12 protein-coding genes are annotated in these 12,058 nt (G+C 54.4%); 5 read left to right on the forward strand and 7 right to left on the reverse strand.

Annotated elements, in window-relative coordinates:
* Positions 1-9: 9 nt before the first annotated feature.
* From rocD to ACHZBS_RS23795, 3 genes are all read right to left on the reverse strand, one after another.
* A complete protein-coding gene (rocD, locus tag ACHZBS_RS23785) occupies positions 10-1,209 on the reverse strand; it encodes an ornithine--oxo-acid transaminase (protein WP_319408977.1) in 1,200 nt (399 codons plus the stop codon).
* Positions 1,206-1,955 (reverse strand): FCD domain-containing protein, encoded by a 750-nt coding sequence (locus ACHZBS_RS23790; protein ID WP_319408978.1) that lies wholly within the window; start codon positions 1,953-1,955, stop codon positions 1,206-1,208. The genes rocD and ACHZBS_RS23790 overlap by 4 nt, the downstream gene beginning before the upstream one ends.
* A gap of 291 nt (positions 1,956-2,246) precedes the next feature.
* Entirely contained in the window at positions 2,247-2,738 is a 492-nt protein-coding gene (locus ACHZBS_RS23795) for a cyclic nucleotide-binding domain-containing protein (protein ID WP_319408979.1), read from the reverse strand.
* A gap of 233 nt (positions 2,739-2,971) precedes the next feature.
* Between ACHZBS_RS23795 and ACHZBS_RS23800 the strand changes: the two genes are divergently transcribed.
* Both ACHZBS_RS23800 and ACHZBS_RS23805 read left to right on the forward strand, forming a co-directional pair.
* The gene (locus tag ACHZBS_RS23800) at positions 2,972-4,375 is read left to right on the forward strand and encodes an aminotransferase class III-fold pyridoxal phosphate-dependent enzyme (RefSeq protein ID WP_319408980.1); all 1,404 of its coding nucleotides are present in this window, start codon (positions 2,972-2,974) and stop codon (positions 4,373-4,375) included.
* Between the two features lie 108 nt (positions 4,376-4,483).
* Complete coding sequence (locus ACHZBS_RS23805; protein WP_319408981.1) at positions 4,484-5,647, forward strand: DUF4185 domain-containing protein; 1,164 nt, start codon at positions 4,484-4,486, stop codon at positions 5,645-5,647.
* An 83-nt stretch (positions 5,648-5,730) separates the two neighbouring features.
* Here the strand turns inward: ACHZBS_RS23805 and ACHZBS_RS23810 are convergent, their stop codons facing one another.
* Together ACHZBS_RS23810 and ACHZBS_RS23815 are read right to left on the reverse strand one after the other, a co-directional pair.
* Positions 5,731-7,008 carry a substrate-binding protein gene (locus tag ACHZBS_RS23810; protein ID WP_319408982.1) on the reverse strand — a complete coding sequence of 426 codons (1,278 nt, stop codon included), beginning with the start codon at positions 7,006-7,008 and terminating at the stop codon, positions 5,731-5,733.
* 453 nt (positions 7,009-7,461) lie between these two features.
* Positions 7,462-7,740 carry a hypothetical protein gene (locus tag ACHZBS_RS23815; RefSeq protein WP_319408983.1) on the reverse strand — a complete coding sequence of 93 codons (279 nt, stop codon included), beginning with the start codon at positions 7,738-7,740 and terminating at the stop codon, positions 7,462-7,464.
* Between the two features lie 113 nt (positions 7,741-7,853).
* Between ACHZBS_RS23815 and ACHZBS_RS23820 the strand changes: the two genes are divergently transcribed.
* Together ACHZBS_RS23820 and ACHZBS_RS23825 are read left to right on the forward strand one after the other, a co-directional pair.
* Positions 7,854-9,020 (forward strand): geranylgeranyl reductase family protein, encoded by a 1,167-nt coding sequence (locus ACHZBS_RS23820; RefSeq protein ID WP_319408984.1) that lies wholly within the window; start codon positions 7,854-7,856, stop codon positions 9,018-9,020.
* Positions 9,021-9,143: 123 nt separating this feature from the next.
* Positions 9,144-9,347 (forward strand): hypothetical protein, encoded by a 204-nt coding sequence (locus ACHZBS_RS23825; RefSeq protein ID WP_319408985.1) that lies wholly within the window; start codon positions 9,144-9,146, stop codon positions 9,345-9,347.
* Here the strand turns inward: ACHZBS_RS23825 and ACHZBS_RS23830 are convergent.
* Together ACHZBS_RS23830 and ACHZBS_RS23835 are read right to left on the reverse strand one after the other, a co-directional pair.
* The gene (locus tag ACHZBS_RS23830; RefSeq protein ID WP_319408986.1) at positions 9,344-9,649 is read right to left on the reverse strand and encodes an MTH1187 family thiamine-binding protein; all 306 of its coding nucleotides are present in this window, start codon (positions 9,647-9,649) and stop codon (positions 9,344-9,346) included. The genes ACHZBS_RS23825 and ACHZBS_RS23830 overlap by 4 nt on opposite strands.
* 64 nt (positions 9,650-9,713) lie before the next feature.
* Complete coding sequence (locus tag ACHZBS_RS23835; protein ID WP_319408987.1) at positions 9,714-11,285, reverse strand: methylenetetrahydrofolate reductase C-terminal domain-containing protein; 1,572 nt, start codon at positions 11,283-11,285, stop codon at positions 9,714-9,716.
* 310 nt (positions 11,286-11,595) lie between these two features.
* Here ACHZBS_RS23835 and ACHZBS_RS23840 point away from each other — a divergent pair, with 310 nt between their 5' ends.
* Positions 11,596-12,006, forward strand: coding sequence for a hypothetical protein (locus ACHZBS_RS23840; protein ID WP_319408988.1), 411 nt, complete (start codon positions 11,596-11,598; stop codon positions 12,004-12,006).
* The last annotated feature ends 52 nt before the right edge of the window (positions 12,007-12,058 follow it).

Consider the following 12,058-nt stretch of genomic DNA (forward strand, 5'->3'; position numbering starts at 1 on the left):
CGGCTGGGATCAGGCAGTCATCACCGCAGCGATCTGCTCCAGTGCCCAGTCCACTTCGTCCTTTTTAATGACCAGGGGGGGGGCGAAGCGGATGGTATCTACATGGGTTTCCTTGCACAGCATGCCTTTTTCGGCCAGCTTGTAGCAGAACGGGCGGGCGCCGCCGACTTCGGGAAACAGCTCCATGGCGATCATCAATCCTCGGCCGCGCACCTCTTTGATGTGTGGACTCCGGATTTTTTTGAGGCCGGCCAGGAAATAATCACCCATTTCGCTGGCGTTTTCAATCATCTTTTCGTCGACGAGCACCCGAATGGCGGTTCGGGCGATGGCGCATGCCAGCGGGTTGCCGCCGAAAGTGGAGCCGTGTTCGCCGGGTTGCAGCACATCCATGACCTCCTTATTGGAAAGGACGGCGGATACCGGATAATACCCTCCGGACAAGGCTTTTCCCACCAGGGTGAGGTCGGCCTCGATGCCCTCGTGCTCCTCGGCCAGGAGCCTTCCGGTGCGTCCCAGGCCGGTCTGGATTTCGTCGAGGATCAGCACGACATTATGATGGTCACAGATTTCGCGGGTGGCTTTGAGGTAGCCAACCTTTGGTATGATAACGCCGGCTTCACCCTGGATCGGCTCCACCAGAAAACCGGCGGTGTTGGGGGTGATGGCCGCTTCCAGGGCATCGGCATCGCCGAAGGGGATGATCTTGAACCCCGGTGTAAAGGGGCCGAATCCGCTGCGGGCCGTGGGATCGGTGGAAAACCCCACGATAGTGATGGTACGGCCGTGAAAGTTGTTGGCGCAGACGATGATTTCCGCCTTGTCCTCGGGGATGCCCTTTACCTGGTAGCTCCATTTCCGCACCGCTTTGATGACGGTTTCGACGGCTTCGGCGCCGCTGTTCATGGGCAGCACCTTGTGGGAGCGGGTCAGTTCGCAGATCTCCTTGTAAAAATGACCCAACTGGTCGTTGCGAAAGGCCCGGGAGGTGAGGGTCAGTTTCTGGGCCTGGGCCATCATGGTTTTCATGATGGCGGGGTGACAGTGGCCCTGGTTGACCGCACTGTAGGCAGCCAGGCAGTCCAGGTAGCGTTTGCCGTCCACATCCCAGACCCAAACGCCTTCACCTTTTGTCAGGACGACATCCAATGGCTTGTAGTTATGGGCGCCATATTCGTTCTCGAGATCAAGATATTCCTGGGTGTTCATGGGTTGCCTCCTTTTTCGCCCGAGACCCTGTCGGACGGTTGCTGACTGTTCATATACCGGTTGAAACGACGCACGTGGCTTTGCATGAGCGAGCGCACGGCAGTGGTCTGCTGTTTTTCCAATGCACTGACGATGTTGCACAGATCCTGATAGTTTTCTTCCATGAACTGCCGGTCTTTGAGGGGATGGGCTTCATAGTACTGTTGGATGTTGTCGTGGACCATGCGCAGGACGAACTCGTAAACCCGGTTGCCGGCGGCTTTGGCGATGGCCACGTGGATGCGGTTGTCCACTTGGCAAAACGGCTCCCATGCCTCGATACCCTCTTTCACATGTTTTTTAGCCTGCCGAAGCAGTCCGTTGAGCTGGTCGATATCCGCCTGAGTGGCCCGCTGGGCAGCGATGGCGGCGACATCGCCCTCCACTCCTTCCCGAAATTCGGAGAGCTCTGCCAGGGTGATTTTACGGTGACGCACCAGCAGCCCCAGGCTTTCCGCCACGGGTGCCATGCCCGGCTGTTTGACCATTGCCCCACCGCGCACCCCGCGCTTGATGTCCAGAAGCCCCTTTTGTTCCAATACGCGCAGTGCTTCGCGAAGGGGTCCCCGACTGGTCTGGAACATATCGACAAGATCCCGTTGGGCGGGCAGCTTGTCGCCTGCCTTGAGGCGGCCATCGAGAATGGCCCCTTCAATCTGCGCGACCAGATCTTCGAAAATCCGCTGCTGGCTTGTTTTTTTAAACATGGCTGCCATAAACTGGATCTGTTTGCGGTCTTATGATGAATCCGTCAGATGGGTCCTGAATGTCAATGGGTAACCCATTAGTCCAATGGGGATTGAAAGTCAATGGAATTTGTGGTTCCGACAGCCCGGTTTTAAATCCGATCGGCAGACTTAAATGAGTCCTCGTCTCTATGAAGATGCTCACTATCCGGGGAGCCAAAAGAAAGCGCCATAAAGACGCAGTGGCTATCCTGCCTTAAGGCTTATTTGATGAAAGCGTGATCGAACGGCATGACGGCAAAGAAGAGAATTTCACTTCCTCGGCGATATGAGTTCCAACAGTTCCTGGGACGTGTCCCGAAGGTGCAGGCTAAGCAGTTGGGCGATTGATCGCAGGATTTTGACACCAATTTCCGGGTGTTCATCACAGATCTGATCAAAACGTCGGCGTGGCAGGGTGAGCAGGGTGGCATCGGTGCGTGATTTGACTGTGGCGGTGCGGGAAAAGTTGCCTATTACGGCCATTTCTCCCAGGGAACCGCCCGGGGCTTTAACGGCAATTTTCTTTTCAAGCTTGCCGTCATATAACTTCAATACGTCCAGCGTGCCGTCAACCACGAAGCACACTTCATCGCCCGGGTCGCCTTCGCTAAAGACGATATCGCCGGCTTCAAACCGCGATACGTGCATGTGGTCGCTGATCGTATTCAGCTCAGCGGGATTCAAGTCAGCGAAGATAGGAATTCCGGACAGGCAGTTGATGATGGCTTCTTTAAGCACATTTTTAGAACTGGTTGGTTTCACTTCCTGTATGTCCTCAGCGTAAAAGAATGTCTGTTTGAATGGGCTATGGAAGATGACGCATCCTAACCGGTGAATCACCTGATTGGTTATCCTAAGATACCCTGCCATGTCAAATGCCAATGCGGGTAAAAAGGAAATGAAAGCAAACAAACGTTTTGGATGGCGATACGGACCTTGTATTTTTGTGGAGGGTTTAATATATCCGATATCAAACCATTAAAAAGGAGTTTTGAATGGACGCTTCATTGTCCCATGTTTTGGACTTCGACGTGGATGAGATGGTCGCGGGCGACAAGGATCATCTGTGGCATCACATTAAACCCCACAAATGTTTTCAAAACCAGGAGCAGATGATTATTGTTTCGGGCAAAGGATTGATCCTTACGGATATCCGGGGGCGTGAGTATTTGGATGCCACTTCGGGCGGTGTGTGGTGCGTCAATGTCGGCTTTGGCCGTGACAGCATTGCCGATGCCGTGGCTGCCCAGATGAAGAAGATGGCCTACTTTGCTGGCAGCGTCGGTACGATCCCGTCCATCAAGCTTTCCGGCAAATTAATGGAACTGTTGCCGACAATGGGCAAAGTCTATTACTCCAACAGCGGGTCCGAGGCCAACGAAAAAAGCTACAAGATCATCCGCCAGGCCACCACCATCGACCCCTCCCGGAAAGGCAAATACAAAATTTTATACCGGGACCGGGATTACCACGGTACCACCATTGCCGTATTGGCTTCCTCGGGACAAGCCGAGCGCAAAAAGGACTTTGGCCCCTTTCCGGAGGGATTCGTGCAGATTCCCCACTGCCTATGCTACCGCTGTCCTTTCGGCAGCACCTACCCGGATTGCGACATCCGGTGCGCCAGAGACGTAGAGAAGATTATCTTGAATGAAGGGCCGGAGAGCGTGGGCGGGTTGATCGTGGAACCGATTACCGCCGGTGGAGGCATCATCATTCCGGTGGATGAGTATTTCTCCATTATCCAGGAAATATGCCGAAAATACGGGGTCTATCTGGTCATCGACGAGGTCGTGGCCGGGTTTGGACGAACCGGAAAATTTTTTGGTCACCAGCATTTTGACGTGGACCCGGACATGATTACCCTGGCCAAGGGCATGGCCAGCGCCTATGAGCCCATCTCCGCCACGGTGGTCAAACAGCATGTCTACGACTTGTTTCTCAACGATCCGGCCGATCCGGACAGACGGATGCATTTTTTCCGGGATATCTCTACCTATGGCGGCTGCGCCGGTGTCATGGCGGCGTCGCTGGAGAATATCCGCATCATGGAATCTGAAAACCTGGTTGAAAACAGCCGGGTGATGGGCGACTACCTACTCGACAGACTCCGGGGGCTGCTGGACCACCCCGCGGTCGGCGATGTGCGCGGCAAGGGCCTTTTCTGCGGCGTGGAACTGGTGGCCGATAAAAAGGGCAAACAGCCGGCCGGTGAAGCGCAGGTCGGTGCGGTGATCGATGCCGTCAAGGCCGAGGGTGTGCTGCTCGGGCGAACCAACAGCAGCCTTCCCGGACTCAACACTACCTTATACTATGCCCCTGCCCTGGTGATCACCAAAGATGAGGCGGATCGGATGGTGGATGCGACCCAAAAAGGTATCGAAAAGGTGTTCGGATGAGAAAAATGGATGCTACCGGTCCGCATCGCCGGGCAGCAACCCGGACCGGTAGCAGAGGGGAGCGATCCATCAACGAACCGCGGCCAACCCCATTTGGCAGGATTGTTAGTGAAAACAACCGTTTTTTTATATTCGAAAAAGCGCATTTGCTGCAGGCGATGCCTTCTGCTTCTGGAGATACTGCTGGTTGGGGCTACCCTGGCCTGTCAATGGCCAACCCAAAATCACCCTCCCACCGTTCACCTCAGGGCCCGCCCATGGCCGGCCGCCGATCGTCTCTTTCACCAGGACCCCCGCTGGCTGGGGGCTGACGACGCCCACAGCGTGGATCTTGGAAAAGGCAGGGTGCTCTGGCTGTTTGGCGACACCCTCATTAAGGCCGACGGCCGCGGAAATCGTTCCCGGTCAGACATGATCCGCAACAGTATCGGAATCCAGACCGGCCGCGATCCATCTTCGGCCGCGATGTCTTTTTTCTGGAACCAGACAGGCACCCACCCACCGGCATCCTTTTTTCCCGAATCCGGACAAACCTGGTTTTGGCCTGGCGACGGCATTCGCATCGGCCGTCAATTGCTGATATTTCTCACGGTCATCGAACCTTTTGCCAACGACCTGGGGTTTGTCATGGCCGGCTGGCGGGCGGTGGTGGTGGAAAATCCCGATTCCCCTCCCGGAGACTGGCAGGCCGTTGACGTGCTGAAAACGAGAGGCAAATTTTCTCTGGTCTTGGGCACCGGCGGGCTATTGCGCCATGCGGGCTGCATTTATGCCTATGGCACCAACCCACGCGGCAATCAGGCCTATCTGGCCCGGTGGCGTGAGGAACAGGCGGGGGAAGGGGATCTGAGTGATCCGGAATGGTGGTGTGGTGCGGGTCTGGGATGGAAGCGGGAATCGCTGATGGAGGGTGAACCGGCGGTGCTGTTCGCCGATGCCCAGGCTGAGTTTGGTGTTCATTTCGACCCCCGGATCAACCAGTTTGTTCAGATTCAAACCACCGGTTTTGGTGCCGGCAACCTGGGATGGCGGATCGCCCCACGGCCCGAAGGACCATGGGGGCCATTGACTGATTTCTATTTCCCGAAAGAAGCGTCGATTCCCGGTATTTTGATTTATGCCGCTAAATCACACCCTTTTCTGACCGGGGCCGATCTGGTGATCACATACGCCACCAACCATGCAGATCCAGAACGCCTGAACGACTATCCAGGGTTATACTACCCTCGCATGCTGCAATGCTGGTTCGAATCCGCCGGTGGTGCTGAATGAACTTAAAATGAACGATCCGCAACCTTGATCCGCGACCCCTCGCACATGATGAGGACAGGCTGCGGCAACATTGTGCCGGTCACTTATTCCCCCGGCAGCTTTTCCAGGCGTGTCGGTTTGCCGGCCGTTTTACGGATTTCATTCCACTCCTGGCGGGTAATTACCGCCATGTCTCCCGGGAGACTGTCTATGATTTCGAAATAATCCAGATTGTATCGGTTCTTTACCACCTCGTCCCGCGGCTTGCAGCGCACCACGTATACCGTTTGGACGGATTGATGATCAAAGTCCCGCCAGACCTGTTCATCTTTCAACAACTGGTAATGGTGACCTTCCAGTGCTTTAATGACCTTGGCCGAGTCAAAAGTGCCGGCCCGTTCAACGGCAGCTTTGTACTCGTACATGATGGTGTACGCGGAACCGGCAGAGGAACTGGGATAGCGCTGGTGTTCTTTTTGGAAATCCTCAACAAATTTGATGCCTCGTTCGTAGTTGTAGGTATACGGGATCTGCCAGCACCAGGGCAGCGTTCCCACCACCCCCTGCATGGCTTTGGGGGTTCCGCGCTCAGCCATTCCGAGGGTCAGATTGGGCACCAGGACCTGCATCCGATCCTTCATGCCCATTTTGTGCGCCGAACGAATCGCATTGGCCATTTCCTGGCCGAACAAAACCAATACCAGGACATCCGGTTTCTCCTGATCGGCCTTTTTCAGCGCAGCGGTGAAATCGGTGGTGGGAAACGGTGTCAGCACACCCTTGTGAACGGATTTGTCTTCAGTGCCGCTGAATTTTCTCAATGACGCTTCCGTTGTCCAGCCCCATGTATAATCCGCCGTGATATAGAAGTATCTCTTGCCCTGAAAATTTTTGTTTAAATATGCTGACATGGCCTTGGCCGCCATCCACGAATCGTAGCATTCCCTGAAAGTATGGCGTTTTGCCTCGGTTCCGGTGACCGTGGTGGAATAGGTCAGCGTACCGAAAAAGGGCACGCCTTTCTCCTGGCAGACCTTGGATACTGCTACGGCAACCGCACTGGAGGAACCTCCGAAAACCATCTTCGCACCATTGGTGTCGATGGCGTAAGCGGCATTCTTGGCTGCAATTTCGGAGCTGGATTTGGTGTCGTAGGTGACCAGTTCGATTTTTTGATTTAAAATGCCACCGGCGGCGTTGATTTCATTTTCCGCAAGATTGGCGGCTTTCCATTGGTCCTTGCCCTGCATGGAGTAGGGACCCGTTTCGGGATAGTTTAATGCAATTTTGACAGTGCCAGTGCTGGCCAAGGAAAACGATGTTGATAAAAATAGGAAAAGTCCAATGAAAATGAGGGTGAATACTGATCGGTCGTGTAGCATTTTTTCTCTCCTTTATTACCGGTTCAATCGGTTTATCTCTTTTTCAGGGCCTTTCCGCTCGATTGTTTGGTTAAATGAGGCCCACCCGCTTGTCGATAACTATCGTGAATCATATTCTGCTTTTAATGACACAGCAACGAATGTGCCATTAAAATTTAGTAAACAAAACACACATAATGAAGCAAATTCAAAAATCGATAGCTCTGGACTTAATGATTTAAAATAAAAATAACTGTATTTTTTTTAAAAATCAGTTTCTTTTTAAAAAATACGCGCGGAGTTTGAAACAGCAGATTGGGAAAATGGGAAGGTCAACCCTCAGGATGGCAGGTGATAGGCCGGAAGCGCATTTTTCAGTGCTTCAGGATCGGTGATGGATTGACCGCGGTGGTAGTTGTAACCTAGCTGAACCGAGGACCCTTTGACCAAGATCCGGTTCTCTATGGTGGCGCTTTACTGAAAGGACGGGTCGGCGTCTTTCATGGATACGAGGTCTCCGCTATTGCCATCGATGTGAAAGATTTTCCGGCTGCGGATATATTTTTTTGAACCGATGGCTTCCATGACATTTTCAGACAATGCTTTGCGTGAAAACCCCACGGTGACCTGCCAGTGGCGGCCATCTTCGGCCATCTCCACCGCTTCCAGCAGTATGTCTTCAAACTTGCGGGTATCATACAGATCGTTGAGAAGATTCATGGCGGTTTGAACCGCTTCTTTAACCGTGAGCATTTAGCCTTTTCCTGATAGCGTTACCCCGCTGCCGGTTGAAAGGCGGGGCCGGAAATGCCATTATTGTCCTGATTGTTGCCAGATCCGGTCAGTCAAGTCAATGCGGAGATTGCATGGGCAATGAAACCTCATTCAGCTATAAGGGCGCAACGCTGACAGCAGATGTCGTCATCGTCGGAGCGGGTCCATCCGGTTGCAGTGCGGCCTATGACTTGTCCGTCAAAGGCCTGAGGGTACTTCTTCTGGACCGGACCGACTTCCCCCGAAAGAAAAGCTGTGCCGGGGGCCTGACGATCAAGGCGGCCCGCGCCCTTCGCTATTCCCTCCTCCCGGTCATCCAGAAAACGGTCTGCAACCTGTCGGTCAGCTGCCGGATGCGCCATCGAAGGCTGCTGAAAAGCATTGATCCCATCTGCCACCTGGTCGAACGGTCGGCCTTCGATTTTTTCTGCCTGAAAAAAACAGTGGCTGCCGGTGCCTGTTTTGCGGTTGTGAAACGCATCGATCAGATTGTGGAAAGCCCTCGAACCGTTGCGTTGATGACGGAAGGCGGCTTGATCCGATCCCGCTTTTTAATCGGTGCCGACGGTGTCAATAGCCGGATCAGGCGACTGACGGCGCGATTTTTGAAATTTCAGCGGGGGTTTGCCGTCGAGGGAATCGTGGACCGGGCACCTCCCGCGGGCCTGGGCATGGGGTTTGATTTCGGGCGGGTCAGCGGTGGATATGGCTGGGTCTTCCCAAAACAGGGACACCTGAACGTGGGACTTTATACCTTGAGGCCGGATGTTAAGATCACCCGTCAGGACCTGGTTGATTATGCGTTGGAAAGAATCGGCAGACCGATGCCGACGCGCATCACCGGTTACCCCCTGGGCATGGGGGGCTGGCGCTATCGACCCGGCAATGGGCGGGTGCTGCTGGTCGGTGACGCCGCCGGATTGGTGGATCCGCTGCTTGGAGAAGGACTCTACCATGCCATCATCAGTGGTCAGAGAGCGGCGGCTGCTATTGTCGATGCCATGGATACCGGCAGCGATGCCTGCAACACATACGCAAATGGGTTGATGCCAATTCAACACGATCTTGTTTTTGCCCGGGTTGCCTCGGCTTTTTTTTACCGGATGCCGGGGATCGGGCTTATGCTGGTCGCCTCCCCGCCGGCCAGAATTCCGCTGATGACGGGCTTTTCCCGGGGTATATCCCTGCTGGACATTTTTCTTAATGCCTACCGATTCTGGTTCGGGCTGCCAGGGTCTGTCAGCCGGAAACAGGATTGATTTTGACAGTGGCAAGAAATTAGGTAATAGTTCAAGCAGGATGCCGAAACCAAATGATTTTTCTGATGGTCTTCCCGTGCCCCGGTTCCCATCCGCTAAGATCGGCAGCGGGGGAGGTGACTCGTGGAAAAAAAAATAAGGGCCGTTGAGGTCGCGGACAACGGCGGCAGGCGCCGGATCGCGGATCGGCGGTTTCTGGTCACGGTGCCATGCGACCGGGAGCGGCGAACCCGCTGGGATCGGCGCAGTGGATACGACAGGCGGCTGAGGCGTATTCCTGAATACCCGGAAGATCGTCGGGTTGGCGAGGAAACGTTTTCTGATTAAGCTGGACCGAGCTTCGCTTTAACGCTCTCCACCTTGTCGGCCATGTGTTGATCCCGGTCCGTGCGGGTCCCGAATTTCAGGGTGGTGGTGATTCGCGGGGCCCCCATATGGTGGATCTTTTCGTGGCAGTGCCGGATGGCGGAAAACACCGCATCCCAATCCCCCTCGATGTTGGTGCCATAGGCGTGCAACTGAATGTCCAGCCCGGCTTCCTTGAGGATTTTCTGGCAGGCGGCAACATAAGGTGACACGGATACCCCCACGCCGAGGGGAACGATGCAAAGATCTGCGATGACGTTCATAATTAATTCTCAATTTTAAGTTTTGAGTTAAAGTATTTAAATTGTATAAACAATTAAAAATTCATTATTCGATTTTTCTTCCGTCCTCAGGCAATAATCGGCAGGTCGCCTGACGGCAGAATCCGGCAATTTCATTGCTGTTGCTCTGGTGATCCCGCCGCAGGTGAAAATTAAGCCAGGACGAGGTGTTGTTCAGTTCCCACATGCGTGGGGGAACACACCCGTCACACATCTCCATGATTTTCCCATGAGCGGCCAACCGGTTGTGTGCGCGGAACCATACGCAACGGCGGTCCGGGTTAACTTCGCAGAACCCGTGGCGGCTGCCGCCACAGGCGCCGTTTCGGGTATGCTTGGGACATCCCGATTCGGGACACAGAAATCCCACGTGCTGGATGGCACAGTCGCCGCATTGCAGACACCCCAGCAGCAAGCGTTTGATGGGGTGTTCGGCCAGGTGCATGAACAGCCGTCCGGCAATGCCGTTGTCCAAGGTCTTGCAGACCCTTTGATATACTGACGTCCACGGCGAATCGAAATTAAAAAACAGGTTGTGCGAATGCCGCATCAGGGGATACAGCACCCGGTCGACGACCGGCACCGGCTGGGGGTGACGACCGAAAACCGGAGAAGTAACCGGATCCGGCGGTATTTCCCGGAATGAGTAAAAGCCATGGGTCTGGGGATAGTTGAATTGGGGAATAAACGCCTGCCAGTCGTTTTCGATCTGCGCCATGCGGTCAAGAATCATCCCCACCGCGGAAAAGTCCCGATGAATTCCGCCGATGTGAATGCCCCGATATCCCATGCCCTTCATCACCGCCCCCAGGCGTGCCGCCCGCTCGATGGCAGCGTTTTTACCCTGTTTCTTATCCCGCCATTCCGACTGAACCCTGCGAAGGAGCGGGTCGGTGACCACTGCGCCCGGCACCCGCCCCTGGTTCATGATGCGGGCCGCGTTGGGGCTGAGCAGATAAACCGATCCCAGGGTGGGGACCTGAAGGTCCATGTGCCGTTGAATGCCGATCAGTTCGTGGAACTTGCGGGCATCGTAACCCAATTGGGTGATGACGAACTGAGCGCCGGCCGCTACCTTTCGGCTCATCTTGGCATACTGAGCCACACATTCCCCTTCGGACTGCTTGAACGGCGAGACGGCACAGCCGGTGAAAAAACCGTCAGGGTCGCCGGCGGCGTTGACCCGTTTGCTGATCAGCATGAGCATGATCTGCAGGTTTACCGAATCCAGGTCGAATACGGGTGCTCCCTGGCCACCGAAGCCTTTGCCCGAATAATCGCCGGTAAGGGCCAGGATGTTTTTCATGCCCATCATGGCCAGTTGCAGGGCCCGGCTTTCCATGCCCACGCGGTTCATGTCCCGGCAGGTGAAGTGAACGATGACGTCCATGCCGATGGAAAAGATTCGATAGCCGATGGCATCGGGGCTCAGTGACGGGTTCCCACCGGGGTTGTCCGTAATGGAAACCGCGGATACGCGTCCGTCGGCGAAGGCATCTTTGGCAATACCCATGACCGTGTCCACCGAGCGTCCGGTGGATTCCCGCCCGGGTACCAACTCAAGCGTGACGACGAACTGCTCCGGGTCTGCAATGTCAGTCTGAAAAACGCGTAGCATGAATAATCAGATCTCCTTGTAATCCGCCCATTGGCGGTTTTAAGTCGCTATCTCAAATTTGATGGAATCGTAAAAAGTCGAAATCTCAGATTTATTGTCATCCCCGCGAAGGCGGGGATCCATAAGATTCAAATAGTTATAGATAGCGCTAAAGCTTCACTGCGTGTGCCCGCCTTCGCGGGAATGACACATCGGAGACTTTTTACGAGGCCATCAAATTTGACTTGAAAAAAATGTTCGTCGGGCATAATTAATTTCACTTTGCCTTTGGCGAGAGAATTCCCAATGGATGTGATAAGGTGGTCGGTTCGTGAACGATTTTGAAAATCACAAATGGCCGGCGGTAGTTTTTTTCCTGACTTGCGGCCTCTTTTTTTTCGGGTGTGTCTGGTACCTGTGGGTCGGCGCACGGAATCCGGAATATTACTGGCACCCATCTCCCACGCTGACCGGTCAACCCGCGGATCGGGTTCTGGAAAAGAACGCATCTATTCTTCTGGAAAAAAACCATGGTGCTCGGGTTGACAGTGCCCGCATCGTCTATCGCGGCAGCTGCAACGGTACCCTTCACATGGACCTGTATGTCCTCCAGTTGGACCCGCACTACGGCTATCCTCACCAGGTCGAGGAAGATCAGGCCCGCAAGGGGTTCCGCATGGGAGAGTATTATTTTCAGGTGCTTGCCTCCAGTGACGGCAAGATCAGCCTGAAGCGCCTCTGAAGAGAAAAAATTATGAATTATTAGTTTTGAATCTTCAATTACGTCAATTAAT

The organism is uncultured Desulfosarcina sp. (genome assembly GCF_963664155.2).
In the GTDB taxonomy this organism is placed as follows: domain Bacteria; phylum Desulfobacterota; class Desulfobacteria; order Desulfobacterales; family Desulfosarcinaceae; genus Desulfosarcina.

Excerpts from the sequence above, each read along its gene's own strand:
- ACHZBS_RS23815 (WP_319408983.1), bottom strand. The coding sequence starts at position 7,740 with ATGCTCACGGTTAAAGAAGCGGTTCAAACCGCCATGAATCTTCTCAAC.
- rocD (WP_319408977.1), bottom strand. The coding sequence starts at position 1,209 with ATGAACACCCAGGAATATCTTGATCTCGAGAACGAATATGGCGCCCAT.
- ACHZBS_RS23790 (WP_319408978.1), bottom strand. The coding sequence starts at position 1,955 with ATGTTTAAAAAAACAAGCCAGCAGCGGATTTTCGAAGATCTGGTCGCG.
- ACHZBS_RS23835 (WP_319408987.1), bottom strand. The coding sequence starts at position 11,285 with ATGCTACGCGTTTTTCAGACTGACATTGCAGACCCGGAGCAGTTCGTC.
- ACHZBS_RS23820 (WP_319408984.1), top strand. The coding sequence starts at position 7,854 with ATGGGCAATGAAACCTCATTCAGCTATAAGGGCGCAACGCTGACAGCA.
- ACHZBS_RS23810 (WP_319408982.1), bottom strand. The coding sequence starts at position 7,008 with ATGCTACACGACCGATCAGTATTCACCCTCATTTTCATTGGACTTTTC.
- ACHZBS_RS23830 (WP_319408986.1), bottom strand. The coding sequence starts at position 9,649 with ATGAACGTCATCGCAGATCTTTGCATCGTTCCCCTCGGCGTGGGGGTA.
- ACHZBS_RS23800 (WP_319408980.1), top strand. The coding sequence starts at position 2,972 with ATGGACGCTTCATTGTCCCATGTTTTGGACTTCGACGTGGATGAGATG.